This is a genomic window from Alteromonas sp. LOR (genome assembly GCF_000753865.1).
Lineage (GTDB): Bacteria > Pseudomonadota > Gammaproteobacteria > Enterobacterales > Alteromonadaceae > Alteromonas.
This window is the reverse complement of sequence record NZ_JQFW01000042.1, coordinates 51,144-75,025: the sequence shown is the minus strand read 5'-3', so window position 1 is coordinate 75,025 and position 23,882 is coordinate 51,144. Positions and strand designations below refer to the sequence as shown.

Genomic DNA, 23,882 nt, shown 5'->3' with positions numbered 1-23,882 from the left:
TTTGTTGAACTGATCGCTGCTAGCGTCGTCTATTGCATTCACAAACGCTGAAGTGTAATTGTGGTTTTTGATATATAACAACACTACCTTGTAAGGTTTTAATCAATTGAGTAATAAACATGTCATCAACCTCAATTAGTCGCCGAGTTTTTATCACATTTGGTAGCCTATCAGCTGCAATATGTGTGATATTTGCATGTATTACATGGTTGTTTGCCGCCATCACTGAAGACGATGTGGTTAAACAAGTGATGCATGAAGAAGCAAAATATATTCAACAATATTTCGACAAAAACGGTCACATAATTGAGCCTCGATTGGATTATATTAAGCTGTACACGAGAGAGTCTGAGTTTCCACTGGCTATCAAACGTGGTTATGAACAAAACAAATTTGAAAAAGAGTTTTCAGTTAACGGCCGAAACATACACATTGAGCGCTATTTGCTTGGCGACAACTCAGACCTTTGGTTAACAATAGATGGTACAGACATTCAGGTAATAACCCACGTAAGCTCGGTGATGTTTTGGTTTGTGCTTGGTGTAACTACTTTAGTAATGTTGGGATCAACTGCAATTGCCTATGCGCTTTCTCAGCGTATCGCAAAGCCAATAAAGCAACTCACTGAAAATGTGCTCGCTCATGAAGTCGGGGCAAAATTTAACGCTACTTTGTCACAGTCGCGTAATGACGAAATTGGCAAACTTAATTTTGCCTTTTCTGCTGCTTTCGAGCGCATTTCTCTATTATTGGCCCGTGAGAAAAACTTTACGCGAGACGTCAGTCATGAACTTAGAACGCCCATTACGCTGCTAAAAAACTCCCTCGCTTTGCGTGCCGATTCACTTTTTACTGAAAACGACAAAGTGTTACTTACTCAGGTTTCAGAAGACTTAGAGAAAACAGTAGAAGTATTATTAGCTTTAGCACGGGACGAAAACCTTATATTAAAAGAAATACGCGTCCTGCCCATTTTGGAACGTAGCGTATTGACCTTGTACAAAGCCAACTTAAACGTGACATTTGATGCAAAACTGTCGCTTGACGAGCAATTTAAGGTGATAGGCAATCCATACTTAGTGCTTCTTATGTGTCAAAACTTGGTCAACAACGCCTATTATCATAGTGGTGATGGCAGTTTGTCGATTTATAATAAGGGCAGTACGTTAATCTTTGAAAACAACATTGGTGAACATGAAAGGCCTGATTATCAAGGGCTTGGGCATGGCCAGTATTTAGTAGAAAGAATTGCCAACGCTATGCACTGGACCCTGAACCTTGAGAAAAAAGGTACGCGTTATATTGCAGAAATTCATACAGCAAAAACCTAGCACACCTCGGCCGGAAACCTATTCAGAACACCACTTTTGCTTGCGCCATTAACTACCATATAGAAGAGGAGTACCAGCGTTACGTCGCTAGCCGTTAAGGACAATCGGCGTTATTGCTAACCATTTCATTTTCCTTCAGCTGTGCATAACGATTCATACAGTTATATCCATGTTGCTTTCACCTTCAGTTCACCAACAAGACGCTAGCATTTAGGTAGTTTAAAAAAACCAATAAAGGACCAACATGTATAAACTTATTATTCCAACTTTATGCTTATCGTTTTGCAGTATCGCAAATGCTGCTCAACCCTCTTATAGCTTCTTGCAAGCAGGTTATGTGAAGTCAGAAATATCGGATATTGAATCATTTGACCTAACTGGCTATGAACTCAGAGCAAGTGCTGAGATAGGGTATGGCTTTTTTGCTGAATACAAGCATATCGATTCTTCAGATTCTCAAGATGGGTTCAAGCTTGATGTCTTACAACGACAGTTATCGCTTGGCTATATCCATAATATTTCACCCAAAATGACACTTGATTACAGGCTGGGTTTAGGTAACTTTGATATGACGGGAACCCGTGATAACGATTCTGCAAGTGCCGACACAGACTTCTTTAGTGCAGCAACAAACGTTCGCTACCAGTTAACCGCAGACTTAGAAGTGTTTGGTGGCTTAGAAGTGCAAAATTGGGACGGTGACGCCGATCAAAAAGCCTATAGGCTTGGTGCTTTATACGATCTTTGGGGGTGCTTAGCGGGAATTGAATATACTAAGTACTCTGATCAAGAAATCGTAAATATGAGTGTTAGATACGAATTTTAATTTAGCAGTCACATCTGCAATAATGCGACAGAGCCCGACCTCTTTAAATGAAGTGAAGTGCCCCTCGGTAATTGGATATTCCAACTATTGGGTGTCACTTCACTTTTTTGATTTATAAGAATTGCTATGGATTTTTGGTATGGTGGCGGTTGTGAAAATTTCAATCACAACCGCAATGCTAAGAAGCGAAGTTAAGGACGTGAGTACCCTTCTATATCTCTTGTTTGAAAATTCTTACATCCGCCGTTTTCAAAGCATAATGTAAAGTTACCAGGTTCACTTGCCAATAAAAGCCAATCTTCCTCTGAAATTGACTCAGTGTGCTTATCATTTATTGTGGTCACTACATCACCCGCTTCAATAGCAGCAGCTTCTCCCGGTAGTTGAGGATAGACGTAACGAACCATAAGCTTTCCCCCTCGCAACTTTCTAAGGTCAAGACCAGCTAAGTTGTACTGAGTTTTAAATTCTACATCTGAATACGGGCGTATAATAAATTGTCTATTTGGATAATCGATGATAGTAATAAATTGGTTCAGCAATGCGCTACCTAATATCCACCAATCGTCCTCATCATCGCTCTCTATGATGTTAGTTTTGATTCTGCTTAACTTAAGGTCTCCTAACTTCAAAGCGGGTAGCGTTACCCTGCGGTGTGGTGCTTTGCCGCTCAAACCGAAGTCTGCAGCGCTAATTGAAGTGGGTGGCAGTTTGATATTATTCTTATCAGCGTAGGCTGTATTCATCTTCATATAGTGTCTACTACCTGTATCTATCACAATGCTCCTGCTAACGCTGTCTTGCTCGTTGAAATAAACCGTACTTGGTATACTAATTTTTGAAAGTGAGGTTTTAAACGGCAGAACAACGTCTTTTTCTTGGATAGCGCTTGATTTGGCCGACAATGAAATAGTTTGACTTCTTTTGTCAAAAGTCCACACAAAGTGCTTCAGTAGGTCATGCCCAATAACGCCATCAAAGATAGCCTCGTCTTCTCTTAAGTAATATTGACTAGTACTTATTGGGATATACGCTACGTTAACGTTTTCGAATGAAACATCGTTTATCTCGATTCTAGAAAGTTGGGTTTGATAAGCTGGAGTGTTAGCGCCTTCGCCCCACCCCCCAACTGAGAGAGAATAACCTTTTTCAAATTCAATCTTTGAAGTATTGGGTGTATCAAAAAGCATGGTGAATGAGGCACCAGTATCTATTAGGAACAGTAGTTCCTGTTGCTTATCTACTTTCAATTTAATATACGGCTTTTCACCAATATAATGAGCTGCCAGTGTTTGTTTTTTCGGTTTTGCCGTTTTCCAGATCGGCTTAATGTCATTGTTTGCGTTCATTATTCTCACGCTGTTAATGACAGAGCAACCGGATAAGCTAATGCAAAAGATAATTGTTAAGATGGATAGCTTAAAAAAAATATTCATATTTGGTCCTAATTTTATTGGGATAAAGGGCAGGTATCACTCAACTTTGTTTAACAGCATCATTAAGCGAAAGGATTTATAAGGCTCTCCTTTGATACCAGCGACAAGAGCGTGAGTTGCAATGGTCAGCCTGCTTATATTTGCAGTTGAGTCTTGGTTAATTTCGCTTATTAGTCTCTGAGCACTGTCATAGCCTTGATCAACGAAAACTTTCAAAATCTGAATACTATTTTCTTCTGGTGTTTTTATTCTAGGCAATGGCTCATAACCTAAGACTTTGACTGTCGCTTCAGCAACTTCCCAAACAGACCAAGGGTTTTGTCCAGTAACTAGATTGTCATGAATACTGACTTGATTTAGATAATTTTCACCCGCTATAAAAGTGGCGCCTTGCTCACTTAATTTTGTTTCTAATAAAAAGGGAAAAATATTTTTAGCATCTGGAATTAAAAATAACTCTTCGGAATTTGTGAAAGCGGAAACTTGCTTGTTTTCAACAAAATACTCACCTGTATCGGAAACAACATCAATGAATGCTGCTGGTCCGTGACATACAGCAGCAATAACCTTATTCGATTGCCAAAAGTAAGATACTGCTGCTTTGATGCTTGTATTAGTTGAAAAGTCGAACATTGCTCCCTTGCCACCAACAAAATATATGGCGTCATAATGTGCTAAGTCTATTTTTTCAATTTCAAAAGAATTTTTTACTTTTTGCATAGCTTTTTTGTCATTCAAAAAAGCATAGTCAAACTTACCCATGTCATCTGCGTCAACCACCATAGGGGGGTCACCACCGTCGACACTGGCTATGTCAACTTCGAACCCATTTGCTTGGAAAACGTAAAACGCTCGCGCAAGCTCAGTAAGTTCATAACCTGTGCTCTTACCCGTCGCTCCTAATGTGTCCTCGCTAGTTAGCACGGCTAATATGCGCCCGCGACTAACGCTCACTCCCTTTGAAATGTAGCGGATTTCTTCTGGTTGTTGTTTGCTATAGTCAGTTTTTAATTCGTTTCCAAGAAGACTAAAAAACCAAACTACGTAGCTAGATATGAAAATGATAATAGTCAATATAATAAGACCAATCTTTTTTAACATGCTGCGTCCTTAAAAAAAGTAAGAGCTTATGGGATGAGGGGTAAATTCGAGGTCAATTGCTATGGCAGTAATTTATCTATCAGTGCCTTGTCAACTTTCTCATTAATAACTCAGTGGCAAGCTGTTCAGCATCTTTAAGCTCGGTATACAGATGCGGCTGCACGCCAACACCCTCCCAATTTGATTGTGTAGTAGGGTTGATTGCTTTTGCTGTAGGTACGGCAATGCGCAGCCCATGTTGGAGTTGGAAATAACGCCAAGGGTTGGCGCCTCCTTTACTCGGTTTTCCAATGACTATTGCACGTGACATATGTTTGAAGTTGTAAGCAAATTCTTCAGCAGCTGAAAAAGTCTTTGGTCCAATAATTATGACTATTGGAATCTGGGTTAAATGAGGAAAGTTAATAGCAGGGTCTGTATAAAACTCTTCGGTATTATCTGTTGCTCTGGAGTAAAAGCTATTTAGATGCTGTCGGCCCTTCAAAAAATAGCTCGATATGTGTTGCACTGTCTGCGCGCTTCCTCCGCCATTGTCTCTTAAATCAATGATAAGTCCGTCCACATTTTCAATTGCTTGCATGTGATTTGAGATTACCTCCCTTGAAGCCTCATTCAGATTAGCAAACCCCCAAAAACTCAATAAACCTATATTTTTTTCTGAAACTTCAACACGTTCAAAACCAAAATTAAGTCGTTCTAACTTTTCAAACCATGATTCTTTGTTTTGTAAATCGCTACTTTTCGGACTGACCGAGACAGAGAAGTGTTGGTCACTTTTTTGAAGTACTTTGTTTAAAAACTTTGTAAAGTCTTGCCGATATTTTATTTTAGTGAACGCGCTGTCATATTTTATTTTTTCTAAATCATTAGTAATTAATCTTATTTTTTCGACTTCAACATATTCGCGGTTGATTTTACTTTTCAGCTCTTCAATTAATTCAAGCTTCATGTTGCTGTTCAACTGAACAGGTTCAATTTCGACCTTTTTGGCAAAAGATTGCTTTGAAAAGATGAGAAACAGTAAAGCAAGCATAATAATGCAGCTTTTACTTCTGTGGCAGCAGATGTTCTTGTTTTTAAGCCGCAGCATATTCGTCCGGCTGATGTTACGTTTCATTGTATGCATCTTATTACCTTGTTTATTGAATGAACTAACAATGATCAGTAGTCTTAAGTAAATTTGGGGTGAAATATAATAAAAGAAAAAATTCACCTTGATATCACTTTTGGTAAGTAGACTTAACATCAACATATTGGGTGAATAATATTGATTTATTCATTTTTACGCAGAGTGTAAACGGTGGGCTCTATGAAGAGTAAATTATGCGTGCTGCTTGTAGAAGATAATCAAGCGATAGCGAATCAAGTTATTGATTTTATTGAAGGTCATGGCTGGGATGTAGATTACGCGGCTACTGGTAAGTTAGGAATATCATTGGCGATAGAGCACACTTTTGATGTTGTCATTTTGGACTTAAATTTACCTGACATTGACGGGTTACGAGTATGCGAAGAAATTAAGAATCATGCCAGCGTCAACGTACCAGTATTGATGCTTACCGCCAGAGATGCTTTTGAGGATAAGGTCAAAGGGTTCGGTAAAGGTGCCGATGATTACCTTACCAAGCCTTTTGATTTAAGGGAGCTAGCGTTGAGATGTGAGGCGATGTCAAGAAGAGCTGGGCTGCATCAAACTACCGTTGTTTCCCATGGGGCGTTATCTCTCGACACTAGGTCTTTCGAGGTATTTTGGAGCAGTGAAAGTATAAAAGTGACAAAGGTGGGCTTCAAGCTTTTACATAAGCTATTAAGTGAAGTGCCATATCCTGTTAGCCGCTCAGAATTGATAGAGCACGTTTGGGGTGATGAACCGCCTGAAAGTAATGCGCTCAAATCACACATTTATGCGCTTAGAAAAGCGACTGAACAGGTAACGGGAAAACCTATTCTTCACACAATCAGTAACATTGGTTATCAATTAAAGGGAATAGATGATTAGGTTCACAAGCTTACAAAATAGATTAATGGTTGCGTTTACTTGTTTATCATTAATTATTTGTGTTTTTTTTATACGTTTCTCAACGCTATTAATAGAAATCGCCGAAGCTAATGCCTATCAATCTATTCTCGCGCAAGAGGAGCAACGCTTAACCGAAAGCACGGATACCTTATTGATACCATCAGTACAAAATGCAGTTTTATATACCAATATGGAGTTGGTGCCCAATGACATCGTTACTGCTGTTGGCAATGCGGGTAGTGGAAGCTTTGAAACAAAAGATGATCAACGGTTTGTTTTCAGAGTACTAGCGGTTGAGCAAAACCCTCAATTGCTACTAATGAACATAAATTCTTTTTCTGCGAATCAACACCTCAGCCGATATAAATCGTTGTTTCTCTACAGTATTTCTGGAAGTGCATTTATTCTATGTTTAATGAGCTCTTGGTATCTATCTAAATGGCTTTCGCGCCCAATACAGCAATTGACTAAAAGTGTCGAAAAAAGAGGTAGTCCTACTGCTCTCAACTCTGAAAGAAATTCAACTGTGGCATCTATGTTTGGTTTAGATAGATCTGATGAAATCGGCAAGCTCGCCAAAGCGCTTGAGGAATCTTATGGCAAGATTAAATTATTATTGCAGCGAGAACGAAATTTTACTCGCGACGTAAGCCATGAGTTACGCACTCCCATTACGTTAATTAAAAATACCTTAACACTCAATCATTCAAAAGTGGTTAGTGCTGCAGAACAGAAGCTATTGAAACAATCAGCCAATGAACTTGAACAAACGGTTGAAATACTTTTGGCGCTAGCTAGACAAGAAAATTTACTGTTTACAGAATTTAAAGTGCTACCGATTATCGAAAAAACTGTACTGAAGATTTACCATTTGTATCCCGACTTTTCTTTTGATGCGTGTATCACTGTTGACCCCAAGCTGCGTGTAACTGGAAATGAGCTATTGTTGGGGTTGCTGTGCCAAAATTTAGTGAATAATGGGGTCTATCATGGAAACGGCAAGGCTATGTCCATTCGATCTACAGGTCAGAAGCTCATTTTTGAAAACTCATTGGAAGCAATACAAGATCGTCCTTTTTATCAGGGCTTAGGGCATGGCCAATATCTTGTAAAGCGTATCGTAAACGAAATGGATTGGAGCGTCATTATTGAGCAAGAAAACGGTATTTATAGAGTTGTTATATCAACCATTATCTAGAGCTTTTGGTTTTAGTTTTCACCTTTACTTCACTTTTACCAACGTACACTCCTAATGAGTAGTTAAGCCTCATCGCTTGATCATCACTTATTCAAATAGGAGCAGTTATGACATTTAAAAACACAGCAACACTGTCGCAAAAAGCTTTGAAGAGCGGCATTATCTGTATTGGCATCTCGCTTGTCTATGCAATGATAAGTTTCAGCTTAATATTTTGGCCAGCCGAACTTCCATTCAGCCCTGTTCAGGATAATGCTGATATTTCGAATCAAAGCAAACCATTGGCACTGAATAGCCAGCATACAACAATACTTGCTAGAGATGGTAAGTCACTCTATTTGCAAAAAATTGGGCCTGATTCTCAGCGCGTTATCGTGTTGCTTCATGGAATTGCATCCACGCACAAAATATTATTGACTGCAGCAAGGAAATTGCATGAGGCAACTGGCGCTCAAGTACTGTTACCCGATCTTAGAGGACATGGGTTTTCACAAGGAGATAAATTCGACGTCGCTTACATTGGTCAATATGAAGATGATTTAGAGGATATACTTTTACACCTTAAATCAAAAGCTAATGCATCCTCAGAAGGTACTTATCGTCATATAATTATTGGTGGTCACTCAATGGGAGGGGGAATTGCCATGCGTTACGCCTTGAAAGACAATAAACCAGAAGTAGACGGGTATCTGTTGTTTGCACCTAATTTTGGTGAAGGCCCAACGCAGCGAGACGCAAGTGTAGAAGTGCCGGTGGACTCGCCAATTTATTTCAATACGACGAGAATGATTGGGTTATTAATGTTAAACACTATTGGAATTAATCATTTCGACTCGTTACCTATTATGTATTTTAATTTTCCGCCACAAATGATGGCTTATAGTTATGCTTCAATCATGTCAGCTCAGCCTATTAGACCGCAAACCACAGATAAAGCACTGCTTAATATACATCAGCCATTGATTGCTATTATAGGGCAAGAAGATGAAGTGTTTTTAGCTAGCGCTTACCCAAGTTACATAAGTGAAAACAGTGTATTAGGCTCTGCTGAGTTAATAGAAAATGCAAACCACACGAGCATACTATCTCATCCTCAAGCTATTGAAAGAGCGAGCACCTGGGTTAAAGAAAACTTCTAAACTAGTCAATGTTGGTGGTTTTATGTTGTTGTAGTTTACGTCTCTCATACAACAACATAAAGCCGACAACTATAAACCAAACTATCTGCAGTAAACCGAAAACTGCCCCCATTTCCTTTTGGCTTGGAATGAGAGTTAAAAAACCGAAAAAACTTATAAAATAGCCAAAGATAACAAGCTTTCCACTTAGTCTGTTCTGCTTAAGTAAACAAGTGTTAATCAACACGACCCAAATTGCGCCAACCCACTCAAAACCCTCTCCCAACCCCATTTGAATTGCGTATATATCACGCCATAAATCAACCGTAGCCGTTCCCAGACTAAAATTTTCACCGAATAAAAACTCGATCGATAGAATCGCGATAAAGCCGCTTGCGAATATATAGCATGACCAAAGGTAACTCATGAGTATCGTAATTTGTTGAAGCACACTGTGCTCTCGAGTCTGATTTTCTAGCAGTGAAACGCTGAGTGTCAAAACGCTTATTCCAAACACAACATAAACTAAAAAATACCAAATCTGCATTAAACCACTAAAGTTTGTAAGCGTTCGCAAGCGTTGGTCGGGGCCATCATTAAAATCGGGCGCAATGATAAATATGAGGCATAAGCCAAGGATAAAGCTTGTAGCGCAAATAAAGGAGGCGAAAACGCCATAAAGCTGTTTTTTTCTCATTTTTCGTTTGCCACTAATTATACTACACCAGCTAATGAGGTTGTTTTTACTTTCACAATGTTAGCAAAATAACACGTGGTGGACGGAGTTTTTGCCAGACCTTTTTATAGGCCGTTAGTTGATTTTCATTGTTTTACATATTCCTGTAACAGAAATTGCCGCGACAATAGCGATAAAAAGGTAAATGCACAGTGAAAGTAGCTACTTTTTTGAGGGAGGGTCACAAAGTTAGCTACCTATATATTCGCTCATTATTTAATGTAGTTCTCTGTTTTTCACCTTCAATTCACCAGCTATAGCTAATACTGTTTCTGTGCAAAAAGGGAGAGTGAAATGAAAAAGATTGCTATTTTTGGTGCAAGTGGCTATCTAGGGAAAAGTATAGTTAAAACAATGGTCAAGAGAGGGATACCAGTTGTTGCCTATGTTCGAACTAAAGAAAACTTCGAGCAGCAATTTGAAAATGTAGAAACCCGGTTACTCTACTTAGATAGACATGAGCATGAAAGTTTAAAGCTTAACGATTGTTGTGCGGTTATTTCTACTATAGGAATTACCAAACAAAGAGAGGGGTTTTCGTACGCAGAGGTAGACTATCAAATCAATGCCCGCATATTGAAGGAAGCCGAAGAGGCTGGTGTTCTTAAGTTTATGTACGTATCAGTTTTCAAAGGTGAGACTTTTAAAAATGTTGCCATGTGTAAAGCGAAGGAACATTTCGTAGCAAAGCTAACGCGGTCGGCTATTCCATCTTTAGTTGTACGTCCAACTGGGTTTTACTCTGATATGCTTGATGTTTTGCAGATGGCTGAAAAAGGCACTGTTCATCTTTTCGGAAGCGGCAAGCAAAAACTCAATCCAATATCAGGCGATGATCTAGCTAGCGAAATGATTAAACTGTTAAAAAGTGATTCGCTGTTTGAATCGAATGAGTCAATTAATATTGGTGGCCCAACAACACTCTCCCATTATGAAATCGCGAAGTTAGCATTTTTAGCGTTGGAAAAGCCTGATTCTATAAAGACTCATCCCGATTGGTTGAGAAAATTTATACTTTTACTAGGGCGATTTTTTATTCCAAAAAATACTTTTGGACCATATGAGTTTTTTCTAACTGCAATGGGGGAAGACATGTGCACACGTGAGTATGGTATTGAAAGTCTTTACCTTTTTTTTAAAGTTAATGCTCGAAAATTAACCTAAGCCTGAATTTTTTAGCTTTAACTTAAAAATTATTAGCAGTTTTGCAATGAGGGGGAGTTATGAAGTTAACATCCAAAGTTATATTTTTATGGCTGTTATTAACTATTAATGCTGGTGCAAGTGATTTAAATTCAGTTCAATCTGACATCCACATACTGTTTGAAAAATACTTGTTGGAAGATGATATATACAGTGCCTCTATTGCTATTTTTTCTCCTTCAAAAAATATTGACTGGAATTTCGTTGCGGGACAGTTTCGTAACAATGAAAAAGTTTTACATACCAATTCATTTCACACGGCAAGTGTTGGTAAAACATTTACGGCAACAGCTGTTTTACTGCTTTACGAAAAAGGCTATTTGAATTTAAACGATCGAATTGGTATGCACTTGTCTGAAGAAGTATTGACGGGTTTACATCAGTATAAAAATAAAAATTACGCTAGTGAAATAACCATAAAGCAATTACTTCAACATACTTCAGGACTACCTAATTATTTTGAGGATAAAACGACGGATGGTGCACCCAATGGGATGTCACTATTGTTTTCGCAAATAAAAAGAATTTGGTCACCTGAGGAGTTGCTGAATATTTCAAAAATGAACATGAAGCCGCACTTTATACCTGGAACAAGTTTTCACTACAGCGATACTGGATATATCTTATTAGGGTTAATAGTTCAGCAAATAAGCGGATTGCAGTTACATGATTTTTTTGAAAAACATATTTTTGCCCCACTGGGTATGAAAAACACATACATGCATTTACGCGTTGAAGCTAGTTTGGTTTCTGGAAAAATGATGGAACTTTACGCTGGTAATACAGAACTCTCGACGTTTAAGAGTTTAAGTTTAGATTGGGCAGGAGGGGGAATAGCCTCAACCGCAGAGGATCTCAATAAGTTCCAATTTGCACTGCATTCTCATCAGTTATTGTCACTTGACACGTTAGCAATGATGCAACAATGGATACCTGAGAGTAAAGGAATCTACTATGGGTTTGGCTTACGAAAAGTAAATGTTAAAGAGCGGCTGTCCTCTGAAAGCAACTTGAATCTTGTGGGCCATACAGGCAGTACATCTTCATTCATGTTTTTCTGTCCTGAGTTAGATGTTTATGTATCAGGGTCATTCAATCAAATTGACCAAGCGGCCCTGTCTATTGATGCTCCTATTGAAATTTTAAATCACATACGCAGGAGTATGAAAAGTGAAGAATAAATTGACTATATTGTTGGTTTTGTTCAGTAACGTCGTATTCGCACAAGAAACACGTACCGAACAGTGGCAATCAGACTTGATGCTTTATCATCAATCACTAGAGAAATATCACATTGATTTATACCATCAGATTGACAGAACTAGATTTCTAGAGGAGCTCAATACCATCCGTGGCTCTATAGACCAATTATCTGATTGGGATATTGCATTGAGACTTATGCGACTCACTCGAAAAATTGGTGATGGCCACACGGCAGTATCTATCGCGAATTGGGAGACAAATTTATACCCAATAAAGGTTAAGAAAATAGGTAAGCACTGGCGCGTAACAAAGGTACCAAATGCTCAAAGTAATATACTTGGCGCTACGCTAGAAAGTATTGATGGAAAGAGCATATCTGATATTGAGGCAAAAATTGCTAGTGTGGCTCAATATGTTGAAAACCCTTATTCTGAAATTATCCGCACCGCAAGCTACATACCGATAGGTGAGCTACTTTTTGAATTGAAAATTACCCGATCGCCTCGAGAGGCTGAGTTTAGTTTCCTGACTGACGACGGTAAATCAACAAGGTTAACCTTAAATACTTTGTCTGCAACTCAGTCAACGCAGCTCAAATATAAGCGGTTAGATGTTTCAAGTAATTCGGTTGTAAGGCCGAAAGACACTGACTTTGATTATCTGTGGTATACGACTGTAAAAGACAAGAAAGCAACATACATTCGGTTTGACAGCTACCCCAAATTTGAGGAGATGCTTCTATTTGTTGAAGGTTTACTTTTGTTCATGGATCAGAATCAAAGCGAACAAATCATCATTGATTTGAGAAATAATGGGGGCGGTGACCTTTATGTGGGTTTAGTTTTAGCCAACGCGCTTAACCTTATTGACAATGTAGATTGGACTCAAGGGGTATACGTTTTAACTAGCCCTGTCACGTTTTCTGCTGCTACAAGCAACGCCGCACTCTTCCGACAGTTGCTAAACGCAAAAATAGTCGGTATGCCGACCGGCTCAAACCCCACAGGATACCAAGATATGGGGTATTTTGTTTTACCCAGTTCCAATCTTCGTATTACTTATTCAAAACGAATGTTCCGCATACAAGAGACGTCAACAGTTGGCGTGGTGCCGGATATACAGATAGAACAAGATTGGGCTTACTACGCTAAAGGTGAAGACAATGTGTTGTCGAATGTTATCGACATGCTCTATTAGTATGACTAATAAGCATCATTTATATCACCAGCACACACGGGGGGATTTTCTCAACAAGCGTGTTTTTCATTAACGCCGGTCTATACAAGAATATATGGAGACAACTAATTGATGATTCAGAAATCAGGCTCTGGAGCGATTGTAAAAAGCTTGTTGTTGAATGCAGCAACAATCACTGAACGTTTAGATAATAGCTTAGGCGCAATCCATGGAATATGTTTTAACGAGTACATGGTCTTGCTAAGCCTAACTAACGGAGAAAATCAAATGCTTAGGCAAATTGATCTTGCTAAAGCGCTATCAACATCGGGCTTCAAACTGGCTAGATTGTTAAAGCCAATGGAAAAAACGGGACTTGTGTTTAAGGATATAAATGAATCGGATATAAGGATGAGTCTAATAAAGATTACTGCGGCCGGAGAAGAGTTGTTCAATAACGCATGCGTAATAGTTGACACGCAAGCTCAGATAATACTTAAGAATCTAGACAAAGAAAACCAAGATAAGCTCTTGAGCTTATCACGGATGATTTAGGAAAAGAAAATGACTATAAATACTGGGAGCTGCCTCTGCAAAAGAGTTGAATTTTGCCTTCATGGGGAGTTTTTATATGCAGGTTACTGCCATTGTTCGATGTGTAGAAAGTCTTCAGGTGGTGCGGGCACGGTTGTTGGTGGTATCCAAAAAGAAAAAATGTCTATTACAAAAGGGGGCGAATACATTAAGCGATTTTATCGAAGCAACGAAACGACTTCTTGTTTTTGTAGTCACTGTGGCTCTATGCTTTATGGCGTAAAGTCGTCCTCGGGGATGGTGCACATACGGTATGGTGCGCTGAACAAGAGTCCGAAATTATTGCCGCAGGCACATATGTATGTATCTTCAAAACCTGATTGGTATAAGATTTTGGATTCACTCCCTCAGTTTGCCGAACTTCCTCCTCAAACATAAGAAAAGTGAGAGGAATAATCAATCATTCATGTAAAGGCGTTCCCTGCGATTAGCGCTTCACACCAAGGAAAAGAGCGCATTGCTTTACAGTGCATCCGATATTGGTATTTATCAGCCCGAGGAGCTTCCTTGTAGAGAGTGCGTTACGCCAATAATTAAAGGGGGTTACTTAACAAACAACGCAGTAACCTTTTCCATTCGCGCTTTATTGACACCTAGATCCGACAACCCAAGCCGTGATGCCGACCTAAAGTCAATTTTCGTTTTATTACTCTGTGCTTGTGATAGTAAAAACTCAACATCATCAACAAAGCCAAATAATTGCGACCTGAACTCTACTCTTATGTAATTATCTCGTTCTTCAACTACGGTGGTTCGAGGTAGTGAATGTATAACGCTAAGCAACTTTTCTTTTGCGTTTGCCATTGAACCGTTGAATAAAATTGGTGACATATCGCCAGAGCCATTGTTCATACTGCTAATGCAGTTAGGAGTAGCAGGGCAGTCTTTAAGCGATTCGCCGCTTATACCCAGCTCTGGCGGAGTAACAGAGCAGCCTACAAGTGCTAAAGAACAAAGTAATAAATACAGCTTTTTCATCATTTCTCTTTTTGTATAAATAATACGCCCTAATGCTACACATTAGCACAAGTTTTCCTCTGCATATGCTGTTTGCTCATCAAAGGGCCATAACTGAGGTAAGGGGTTTCGTCTTCTATGCATCAAACTCGGCGTATCGATATAGAAAAATTAAAAATTTTTTTAAGAATACGAGCTCTAGTATTGCGCACAACAATAAATTTCCTGATCTTAATTATCAACAGGTGACACTAAGTAGTACAATCACGCTGTCTTTTCATCATTCGTTAGTAGAGCTGTAAAATGAAACTCTTTATAAACCTTATTCGCAACTTACTCGGTGCCATCATTGCGTTTTTCGATGTTATTACCCGCGGCACAAAACTAAAGCGTTCGCCAGAAAAGCAAGTGCAGGTGGCTGAAGAAAGTCAGAAATTAGCGTTGTACCAATTCTTTGGTTGTCCTTTCTGTATCAAAACGCGCAGAGCAATGTATAAATACAATGTACCTATTCAAAAGCGAAATGTATCAGAGGGTTCGCCCCATAGAGAAGAGTTGTTACAGGGCGGCGGAAAAATTCAAACGCCATGCCTTCGCATCGAAAATGAAAAGGGCGTTGAATGGATGTATGACTCTAAAGCAATTATTGGTTACTTAGAAGAGCGTTTTGTTGAAGCAAAATAACCGAATTGTTAATTACGCTGTCTGAGATGACAGCGTTTTTTTATTTTGAGGTTGCCACGCGGTTTCTACCCCCATGTTTTGCGTTATACACGGCTTCATCTGCACGTTTAATTAAAGCGTGAATGTTATGGTCTTTTGTGAGCGTTGCAATACCAATACTGCAGCTTATGGCACATTCACTTTGTAACAAAAGTGGCGAAAGCGTTGATAATTCAGAAACATTTTCTCTTATTCGTTCGGCTAATTCTTTGGCTTGTTCCCCATTCGTTTGAGTTAATACAATGAGAAATTCTTCACCGCCATAGCGGCCAACATAATCAGTCAGCCTACATGTTTGTGTAATGGTATCGGCTATCATCACTAGCACATCATCACCAAACTGATGTCCGTAGGTGTCGTTGATTTTTTTAAAATAATCTACGTCTAGCATAAGTACCGAACACAGTAGATGATGACGTTCACACTGACTAATTTCATTCTCCAAATGTTGCAATATAGCTCGTCTATTGAAAATAGAGGTTAAGGGATCGGTATTGGCCTGAATATGAAGCTCTCGAGTGCGCTCTTCTATCTTTGCCTCTAACGTAAGGTTAATCTCTTTAAGTTCCTCCTGAGCATTTAATAGCTCCTCGTTGCGCTGTGCCAATGTTGCGGCACTGGGGAGCGCAACAATGTTAGGGGTGAGCTTCCACAGTGCCAACGCGGTCACCGTTGAAACTATTCCTGTAGTGAGCTTTGCCAGACCCTCAATAAAGTAATACCCGTGCCAGATATTTACTAACCCTAACAAATGCGAAATGCCACAAAAGCTGATAAAGCCAGCAAAGAGTAAAAAAAGGCGGTCAAACTTTAAATCATCTCGTTTACGAACAATATGTATTAGCGCAATAGGGATCAATGCGTAAGATGTTGCAGTGAGCGCATCACCTGCTACATGTAGAAACAGTAAATCCCAACGCCACAATAGACAGTGTCCGTGTGGCATAAAGCTACCGTTGAAAATTATTTCAAGCACTACACTCTCCCTTTATTCAAACTACACACTGTCATCAATAAAGAATGATAATGTTTATAGCGGTGAAATTTATCAGTGCGACGGCGTCAACGTGCAGACAAGTAATGAGCTTTCCTCACCTATATAGTAGTTCATACACTTGATGCGTAAAGTTTATTGCTTAAGAATCCGGCAAGGAAGCACTGCAAGGAAGGCCAGGGAAGAAGCCCTCAAATTGGGCTTTACAACTGTTTATGTAGTTTGACTATAAAAACTGTTGGTAAAGATTGGAGATGCTGTTGGCTATGCTGTCGTATATGCCGTGATTCAAAATACATTGTTATACAGACTGCTGAGCCAGACTCTCAAAATAAGACCTGGAACTAATGCCTTAACCTAAGTGATTGAAGTGCTTTAGGTCTGTTTTACCCAAACAGCTATTCTTCTAAGAAGAACAGCTATAATGAGAAATGCCGCCAGCGCCAAAAAACTCTCTGGGGCGCAACCGGTAATACTGGTGTTGCGCATGTTCTGACTGTTCTTCGTATGGCTTAGTGAGCATGTTTTGCAAAGCGTGAATGCGGTCGAAGTTACCCCCTTCTGCCTCTTTATACGCTGGCACAACGAACCATTCACGCCACGTAAATTTTGGGTTGGTAAGCTTCATTGTTCTCGCGCATTCGTCAACATTATTTGACTCTTTACCTGTCTCTTCAGACGACTTTTCACCTGACTTTTCTAGCTGGGCTCGCCAATTTTGAATCCACTCATTCCACTGAGCAACCATATCCTCTTTTAGTGGTGCGTAAAAACTCGTCGTCAGCGCTTCAACATCACTAGGAAGGTGAGATAGCTCTCTAAAAAAGTGGTTATAGTCTGCCCCCGTGCGCATCATTAAGTGTAAAAGTTGAAGCAGTAGTTCATTATCATAAGTAGCAAGCCCCAGTTTTGCTGCCCACATGGTGTTCATTTTTTGCTGCATAACCGAGGCGAAATTTTCGTTTATATTGCGCAGTGCCTCTAGTTCCTGTGGCGTGTCGGTAAGCAATGGCTCAATTGCACGACAAAACATGCCGAAGTTCTTTTCTGCTGCTACGGGCTGATTGAGGAATGAGAAGTGTCGACCTCCACCCGTCCATGGTTGGTAAGCTGGGTCGAACAGTTCACAAAACCCAAACGGTCCGTAGTCCAGTGTATAACCTCCCGCCGCGCAATTGTCGCTGTTGAAATTACCTTGGCAATAGCCTACTCGAACCCAGTGCGCCACAAGCGACGTGAGTCTGTCTTGAAACGCAGTAGCAAGGGCGACTAGCTGAGCTTCAAATGGCTGGTTCGTATTAATATCACTCTTATACTCACGCTCAATTAAGTGCTCAACCAGCAGTTTAAGCTCCTGCAAAGCCGAAGGGTGTTGATTGCTTCTCGCCCTTCTTCCGAAAAGCTCTAATTGACCAACTCTTATAAATGAGGGGGCAACGCGGGTTGATATGGCCACGAGATTTGGCACCATCACTTCGGGGTCTTGGGAGTGCGACCCCTCCAAATACCAAGGTCTGTCCACCGTTTCCGACTGAGACATAAATAAGCTGAGGGAACGAGACGTAGGAACGCCTAGTGCGTGCATATGCTCTTGTACTAAAAACTCTCTCACGCTAGAGCGCAACACAGCCCTGCCGTCGGCACCTCGGCAATATGGTGTTCTTCCTGCGCCCTTTAACTGCATTTCATAGCGCTTTTTGTTAGTCACGGTCTCCAATATAGAAAGGGCTCGCCCATCTCCATACCCATTGCCCGTTGAAAATGGACATTGCTGAATATATTCAGTGCCGTAGATTGACAGTGCATAGCCGGTAGCCCATCCATGTGGCTTTATCTCAGCAGGGAGGGAAGACATATCACCAGAAAATAAGCGCATAAATTCAGGCGTGTGAGCCAGGCTATTATCAAACCCCAATTCCTTAAAGAAGGTGTGGCTATGAGCGACATACTTCGGGTTAGCTATTGGGGTAGGCGTTACCGGTACATAATGGCCTGAGAATACTTGTCTTGGGTTATGCTCACTGCCATCGACTCTGGCATCGGGATCCATAACAAGGCTGTTGAGAAACGAGTAATCAAGGTGTTTTGCAAGGTCGCTCACTGTTTGAATAGGTTGCTGAGTTTTATCTTGTTGATCATCTAACATTGGCGCCTCTTTAAAAACGTTTGATTTGAACGACATGCTACTACAAATGTATTGAAAGACACATCGGTAGTGCAAAACTCAGCTCGCGGTACTCTATACGTGAGTAGATATCTGAAAGTGCAACGGGTAAATATCTTCTGCGATAAAAGCATCATTTAACGGTAATAATTAGCGATACTCTCTAACGGTGCGAATTTAGGGCTGGGGTACAGTAGTTTATCAACAGCCATTTGCACTAAGCTCATACGCATCACAATAACGTGTTTCACTTGTCGCTATTACTGGCAGAGTTTTATACATTTTAGGTCTGCGCTATGAAAAACATATCTTTCGCTCACAAAGTTTTCGATGGAGTCATTCTTCTCCTTGGTGTAACACTATGCAGTAAACTTCTTCAATACAGTGTTCTTAGTTATTTAAACCTCTCGTTTTCTATTAACCCTATGTCTTTTATTGGTGAGGCCGATTTAGCGTTAAATGCCTCTGCTCTTTCAAAGTATAAGTACATTTTTTTCGACTTTGTTTGTTTCGCTTTCTTTTACTTTACGCTCAAAAAAATGCGCTCATTCATTCGTCGGTTGCAAAGGAGAGTAAACACATAAACAGGCACCTGGCGTGTTTACTTTTTGATGGATTAAGAGCAACCTAACTATCTAATGTGTTGGCATACTGCTGATTTATATTGCAGAACAATAGGGTGGGCTATGCGACTGCATCCATGGTTAGGCCGATAAAAAAGATGTTTTAGATGATTAGTTAGTAGCTCGTCGCATTAGTAGGCCGTAGCAGGCTAGCAAAAAGTGCCGATTACGTAGCGCCAACCAATTAATGCTCTACTGGATTTGAAACTAATGACAAATAATAAATCAACAAAAATAGTCATACTCGGCGCAGGCAGCGTGGGGTGCTACATTGGCGGGTGTCTAATTGCTGCTGGGGCCAATGTAAGTCTGGTGGGAAGAGCCCGCTTACAACACGATATTGCGCAGCACGGGTTGCGATTAACCGATTGGGAACATCGAAATAGCACGGTGAGTGCCAGTGATATTCATTTCACTACAGATAACGATGTACTTGCTGCAGCCGACTTCATATTGCTGTGCGTTAAAAGCTTAGACACAGAGAGTGCAGCGGCATTGATAACGCGATATGCCTCCCCAACTGCGGTAGTGGTGAGTTTTCAAAACGGCGTTGGCAATGGCGAGTTGCTTCAAGCATCACTGCACCAAACGGTACTGAAAGGGATGGTGCCTTTTAATATTTTTTATCAAGGTGAAGGGCATTTTCACTGTGGCACTCAAGGCAGCTTAGCAATAGAAAATAAAGATGATGTTTGCCAGGCACTCCTCACGCAGCTTCACAATGCAACACTGCCCGTTGATGTTTATGGTGATTTGACTAGCGTCCAGTATGGTAAGTTAATTATTAACCTTAATAATGCGGTTAACGCACTTTCTGGTATTCCACTTCAGCAACAGCTAGGTAATAGAGATTATCGAAAAGTAGTCGCAGAAGTACAAAAAGAAGCGTTGGCTGTGCTTAAAGCTAAAGGGATTACGCCAGCGCGATTGGGTAAGGTTATACCATCTCTTATGCCCTATATTTTGTCACTCCCAAACGGCCTCTTTAAGTTGGTTGCTGCCTCTACGCTAAAAATAGATCCTCATGCACGCTCTTCGATGTATGAAGACCTAGAACTCAACAGGCCAACTGAAATCGATTTTCTAAACGGGGAAATTGTACGTTTAGGAAAACACTTAAATATAAAGACACCTGTTAATAGCCATATTACAGGTTTGGTAAAGCATGCTGAGCAGAGCGCTACAGGCTCACCACATCTATCAGCAGCGGAATTATTGCCAGCATGAAGACAGTCTTAGGAAAGATAAACAGCGCAACAGTCATAAATCGATTGTATGCGCTGTTTTTCCTCAAATATTAGGCCGCAAGGGCGCGAATGAGTTGTGAGAAGGTTGGCTTGTCTTGCACATCAAGAGGAGCCTTCAGTTTACGAGCAATATCGCTGACGCTGATTACCCCCCGAACTTCGTGAGTTCCTCTGTCGAGCACTAGGCAGTGATGTTGGCCGTAATCTTTTAGCGTTTCGATAACGTCACCCACCGACGATTTTGCTAGTTCAGTATGATCAAATGACAACAGCGATGTTTTATCTTGCATAAAATCACGCACCACTAAGCTATCTCTCGGTATTTGTAATTCAGCAACTTGCCTTACAATATGCTGTTCATGAACGTTTTCAGACGTAATAATGCCTGAAAACGCGTTACTCGCATTAACGACTAACATCATTCGAACGTGTGATTGACGCATTATATTTTCAACTCTGGTAGCTAATGCATTCTCATCAATTACCAGCGGCATATATTGCTTAAAGTCAGTAAATACCGACATTGCAGATGAGGTTAAAGTTACTTTGCTTTCAATTACAGGCCATGCAAGACGGTCTGCTGCATCAGTTTTATGAAGTTGTAAGGTATGCATTACCTTCCCCTTAATGTAGTAAACAAATTTTAAAATGAGACGAACGGTTTTGTTTAACTGCGTTGGGGTGGGGCTCTAATGAGATGTGCCGGACAGCTTGCAACATCGTTGTAAACACAAGCAAAAGCACTAGCGTTATTTTGTTGAATGCTGACGATATACGTATAATTTAATACAGAGGTGTCGTCGATGTCATCATAGTCGCCTGCTTGTTCTGCTGACGAATAAGGTGAAACAGTTTCGCTATAGTTTATTTGTGAAATATCATTGCTAGACGTGTTACCTGTACCATTTTCCGGTACAAATAGTGAAAGCGTTATAAGCAGCAATAATAAATTCAAAAGTAAAACTCCAGCTCAAAAGGTTAGAGACCTTTCCATAATTATAATATAGGTATGTTTTGTTTTCGAAATAGGCCGTTTTATCGTAATTTTTCATCGAGCTATCGTATCTTGGGCGCCTGCGGGGGAGGGGAGCTCGTGACGGCGCATTGTGGAGCAAGTAGGAGGACCTTTTCCCTAGTAAAAAGACCCATAAGATACTTAAGCGACGTTGAAAAGAAAAAATGCCAGTCAATTTTTCCGACTGGCATAATTATCGCCCTTCTTGGTATTTAGGGCACAATGGATTGTTTTCCAGTGCTATTTTTCTAAGATCATTTTTCCAATGTTACTTCTTAAGTACTATGCGCAGCATTCTGCGCAGTGGCTCTGCGGCACCCCACAAGAGCTGGTCGCCTACGGTGAAAGCGGAAATATATTCTGGCCCCATCGTTAGTTTACGAATTCGACCAACAGGTATGGTTAATGTACCCGTTACTTTTGCAGGGGTAAGCTCTTGCATAGTAGCGTCCCTATCATTAGGAACAACTTTTACCCACTCATTATGTGATGCCAAAATTGTTTCTATTTCCTCTACAGGAAGGTCTTTTTTAAGCTTAATGGTAATGGCCTGACTGTGGCAACGCATTGCACCAACACGCACGCAAATACCGTCGATAGGTATTTCTTTTTGCTCAGTGTTGCTAATGCCTAATATTTTATTTGCTTCAGCTTGCGCCTTCCATTCTTCCCGACTTTGCCCAGACGGTAACTGAGAGTCGATGTAAGGAATAAGGCTGCCCGCTAGCGGTACGCCAAATTGTTCACTGGGGTAATCGTCGCTGCGAATAAACTCTGCCACTTGCTGGTCGATATCTAAAATGGCGGTTGCTGGGTCTTCAACGCTGGCTTTTACGTTGTCAGAAATAGCGCCCATTTGCGAGATAAGCTCTCGCATATGTTTAGCACCAGAACCCGAAGCAGCTTGATAAGTCATAGGCGATGCCCATTCAACTAAATCTTTTTCAAACAGGCCGCCAAGTGCTAATAACATCAATGAGACAGTGCAGTTGCCGCCCACATAAGTGCGAACGCCAGCGTCTATGCCAGAAGTGATTTCACTGTTATTAACGGGGTCTAGTACGATAATAGCATCGTCATTCATTCTAAGTGCAGACGCTGCATCTATCCAATAGCCATTCCATCCGGTTGCGCGCAAATCATCGTAAACGGCTTTAGTGTAATCACCGCCTTGACACGTAATAATGATATCTTGCTGACAAAGCGCATCAATATCGAAGGCGTCTTCTAGAACACCATTTCCATTTTGAGTGCCATCACCCGCGGAATTGTTACCAAAAACTGGGGCAGGTGTGCCCTTTTGTGAGGTGGTAAAAAAGGTGGGCTCAATATGCGCAAAATCGTTTTCTTCTTGCATGCGCTGCATTAATACTGAGCCAACCATACCGCGCCAGCCCACTAAACCTACTTTTTGTTGTGCCATTGAATTGAGAACCCTTGTTGCTAAAATGATAAGTACGGGCTTTCCTGTAGCGTAACATTACCCACGAAAGCCTTTGTTGCAGTATGCTTTGCGCACACTGCGGTTTACCTGTCGTTTTTATTTTTATGCTCGCAGTCTAAGGGTTATTGCGGGCTCTTGCTAGTGGGTTTTTAGACATAATGATTTCGATTTATTACTTTAATAATTTATGACTTTGCTGTGTGGAGCTTTGCGTTGTTGACAGTTGCCCTTGCATTTGCCGGGATCACTTTTTATGCTCAAACTCTATCGCTTCAATTAAATTCAATAGAAAAACGAGACCTTTTAGTATGAGTGTTGCAAATATTATGTCTAAACGCGTGGTAAGCGTTTATATGGATGACAGCTTACAGTCTTTGCGAGAACTGTTTACTGCAACGGGCTTTCATCACTTGGTGGTTGTGCATGACAACACACTACAGGGTATTATTTCAGACAGAGACTTATTGAAAGCCGTTAGCCCCTTTGTTGATACTATTAGTGAGCGAATGGCCGATAGAGCAACGCTGGACAAAAGGGCGCATCAGATAATGACCCGCGAGGTTATTACTCTGTCTCCAGAATCATCAATTTTCACCGCTATTGAGCTATTCAATAGCAACAAGATATCCTGTATTCCCATTGTCGATGAAAAGTCCCAGCCGGTAGGTATGGTGTCTTGGCGCGATGTGATGCGCTTTATGCAGCAGCGTGTTGAATCGAAGCGGTAACGCTGCGATAGGGTGAGGAGAGTACGTTTTTAAACAACCAAAAAA

At 40.5% G+C, this 23,882-nt stretch carries 23 protein-coding genes; 13 read left to right on the top strand and 10 right to left on the bottom strand.

The features are described from left to right. The first annotated feature begins 119 nt into the window (after positions 1–119). The gene (locus JV36_RS0113245) at positions 120–1,331 is read left to right on the top strand and encodes a sensor histidine kinase (RefSeq protein ID WP_032096037.1); all 1,212 of its coding nucleotides are present in this window, start codon (positions 120–122) and stop codon (positions 1,329–1,331) included. 244 nt (positions 1,332–1,575) lie between these two features. Beyond that, positions 1,576–2,157 carry a hypothetical protein gene (locus JV36_RS0113240; protein ID WP_032096038.1) on the top strand — a complete coding sequence of 194 codons (582 nt, stop codon included), beginning with the start codon at positions 1,576–1,578 and terminating at the stop codon, positions 2,155–2,157. A gap of 191 nt (positions 2,158–2,348) precedes the next feature. Here the strand turns inward: JV36_RS0113240 and JV36_RS0113235 are convergent, their stop codons facing one another. From JV36_RS0113235 to JV36_RS0113225, 3 genes are all read right to left on the bottom strand, one after another. Next, a complete protein-coding gene (locus JV36_RS0113235) occupies positions 2,349–3,506 on the bottom strand; it encodes an aspartyl protease family protein (RefSeq protein ID WP_032096039.1) in 1,158 nt (385 codons plus the stop codon). Between the two features lie 123 nt (positions 3,507–3,629). Continuing rightward, complete coding sequence (locus JV36_RS0113230) at positions 3,630–4,694, bottom strand: type 1 glutamine amidotransferase domain-containing protein (RefSeq protein ID WP_032096040.1); 1,065 nt, start codon at positions 4,692–4,694, stop codon at positions 3,630–3,632. A gap of 79 nt (positions 4,695–4,773) precedes the next feature. Next, positions 4,774–5,811 (bottom strand): S41 family peptidase, encoded by a 1,038-nt coding sequence (locus tag JV36_RS0113225; RefSeq protein WP_160173357.1) that lies wholly within the window; start codon positions 5,809–5,811, stop codon positions 4,774–4,776. A gap of 192 nt (positions 5,812–6,003) precedes the next feature. Between JV36_RS0113225 and JV36_RS0113220 the strand changes: the two genes are divergently transcribed. The 3 genes from JV36_RS0113220 (at position 6,004) to JV36_RS0113210 (ending at position 9,051) form a co-directional block, all read left to right on the top strand. Beyond that, on the top strand, positions 6,004–6,693 hold the full coding sequence (locus JV36_RS0113220; RefSeq protein ID WP_032096041.1) for a response regulator transcription factor: 690 nt from the start codon (positions 6,004–6,006) through the stop codon (positions 6,691–6,693). Then, positions 6,686–7,912 carry a sensor histidine kinase gene (locus JV36_RS0113215; protein WP_032096042.1) on the top strand — a complete coding sequence of 409 codons (1,227 nt, stop codon included), beginning with the start codon at positions 6,686–6,688 and terminating at the stop codon, positions 7,910–7,912. Before JV36_RS0113220 ends, JV36_RS0113215 begins: the two co-directional genes overlap by 8 nt. Before the next feature lie 107 nt (positions 7,913–8,019). Then, positions 8,020–9,051, top strand: a complete 1,032-nt coding sequence (locus tag JV36_RS0113210) for an alpha/beta fold hydrolase (protein WP_032096043.1) — start codon at positions 8,020–8,022, stop codon at positions 9,049–9,051. A gap of 1 nt (position 9,052) precedes the next feature. Here JV36_RS0113210 and JV36_RS0113205 read toward each other — a convergent pair whose 3' ends face one another. Then, positions 9,053–9,727, bottom strand: a complete 675-nt coding sequence (locus JV36_RS0113205; protein WP_032096044.1) for a hypothetical protein — start codon at positions 9,725–9,727, stop codon at positions 9,053–9,055. A gap of 333 nt (positions 9,728–10,060) precedes the next feature. On the opposite strand from JV36_RS0113205, the gene JV36_RS0113200 reads away from it, so the two are divergent. The 5 genes from JV36_RS0113200 (at position 10,061) to JV36_RS19435 (ending at position 14,320) form a co-directional block, all read left to right on the top strand. Beyond that, positions 10,061–10,930 (top strand): NmrA family NAD(P)-binding protein, encoded by an 870-nt coding sequence (locus tag JV36_RS0113200; RefSeq protein WP_032096045.1) that lies wholly within the window; start codon positions 10,061–10,063, stop codon positions 10,928–10,930. A 59-nt stretch (positions 10,931–10,989) separates the two neighbouring features. Further along, a complete protein-coding gene (locus JV36_RS0113195; RefSeq protein WP_032096046.1) occupies positions 10,990–12,150 on the top strand; it encodes a serine hydrolase domain-containing protein in 1,161 nt (386 codons plus the stop codon). Continuing rightward, positions 12,140–13,369, top strand: a complete 1,230-nt coding sequence (locus JV36_RS0113190) for a S41 family peptidase (RefSeq protein ID WP_052010164.1) — start codon at positions 12,140–12,142, stop codon at positions 13,367–13,369. The genes JV36_RS0113195 and JV36_RS0113190 overlap by 11 nt, the downstream gene beginning before the upstream one ends. Before the next feature lie 111 nt (positions 13,370–13,480). Then, complete coding sequence (locus JV36_RS0113185; protein WP_052010165.1) at positions 13,481–13,903, top strand: hypothetical protein; 423 nt, start codon at positions 13,481–13,483, stop codon at positions 13,901–13,903. A gap of 9 nt (positions 13,904–13,912) precedes the next feature. Next, a complete protein-coding gene (locus JV36_RS19435) occupies positions 13,913–14,320 on the top strand; it encodes a GFA family protein (RefSeq protein ID WP_081926622.1) in 408 nt (135 codons plus the stop codon). Between the two features lie 165 nt (positions 14,321–14,485). Here the strand turns inward: JV36_RS19435 and JV36_RS0113175 are convergent, their stop codons facing one another. Then, on the bottom strand, positions 14,486–14,923 hold the full coding sequence (locus tag JV36_RS0113175) for a DUF1499 domain-containing protein (protein ID WP_032096048.1): 438 nt from the start codon (positions 14,921–14,923) through the stop codon (positions 14,486–14,488). 279 nt (positions 14,924–15,202) lie between these two features. Here JV36_RS0113175 and JV36_RS0113170 point away from each other — a divergent pair, with 279 nt between their 5' ends. After that, on the top strand, positions 15,203–15,583 hold the full coding sequence (locus JV36_RS0113170) for a glutathione S-transferase N-terminal domain-containing protein (RefSeq protein WP_032096049.1): 381 nt from the start codon (positions 15,203–15,205) through the stop codon (positions 15,581–15,583). A gap of 40 nt (positions 15,584–15,623) precedes the next feature. On the opposite strand, the gene JV36_RS0113165 is transcribed toward JV36_RS0113170, so the two are convergent. After that, positions 15,624–16,598 (bottom strand): GGDEF domain-containing protein, encoded by a 975-nt coding sequence (locus JV36_RS0113165; RefSeq protein ID WP_032096050.1) that lies wholly within the window; start codon positions 16,596–16,598, stop codon positions 15,624–15,626. Positions 16,599–17,022: 424 nt separating this feature from the next. After that, positions 17,023–18,762: a protein adenylyltransferase SelO family protein gene (locus JV36_RS0113160; RefSeq protein ID WP_032096051.1), complete on the bottom strand. Its 1,740-nt coding sequence runs from the start codon at positions 18,760–18,762 to the stop codon at positions 17,023–17,025. 851 nt (positions 18,763–19,613) lie between these two features. On the opposite strand from JV36_RS0113160, the gene JV36_RS0113150 reads away from it, so the two are divergent. Then, positions 19,614–20,630, top strand: coding sequence for a 2-dehydropantoate 2-reductase (locus JV36_RS0113150; RefSeq protein WP_032096052.1), 1,017 nt, complete (start codon positions 19,614–19,616; stop codon positions 20,628–20,630). A gap of 70 nt (positions 20,631–20,700) precedes the next feature. On the opposite strand, the gene JV36_RS0113145 is transcribed toward JV36_RS0113150, so the two are convergent. The 3 genes from JV36_RS0113145 to asd form a co-directional block, all read right to left on the bottom strand. Next, complete coding sequence (locus JV36_RS0113145; RefSeq protein WP_032096053.1) at positions 20,701–21,264, bottom strand: CBS domain-containing protein; 564 nt, start codon at positions 21,262–21,264, stop codon at positions 20,701–20,703. Between the two features lie 53 nt (positions 21,265–21,317). Continuing rightward, positions 21,318–21,605: a hypothetical protein gene (locus JV36_RS0113140; protein ID WP_032096054.1), complete on the bottom strand. Its 288-nt coding sequence runs from the start codon at positions 21,603–21,605 to the stop codon at positions 21,318–21,320. 328 nt (positions 21,606–21,933) lie between these two features. Beyond that, positions 21,934–23,088 (bottom strand): aspartate-semialdehyde dehydrogenase, encoded by a 1,155-nt coding sequence (gene asd / locus JV36_RS0113135; RefSeq protein WP_032096055.1) that lies wholly within the window; start codon positions 23,086–23,088, stop codon positions 21,934–21,936. A gap of 329 nt (positions 23,089–23,417) precedes the next feature. Here asd and JV36_RS0113130 point away from each other — a divergent pair, with 329 nt between their 5' ends. Continuing rightward, a complete protein-coding gene (locus tag JV36_RS0113130; protein ID WP_032096056.1) occupies positions 23,418–23,837 on the top strand; it encodes a CBS domain-containing protein in 420 nt (139 codons plus the stop codon). The last annotated feature ends 45 nt before the right edge of the window (positions 23,838–23,882 follow it).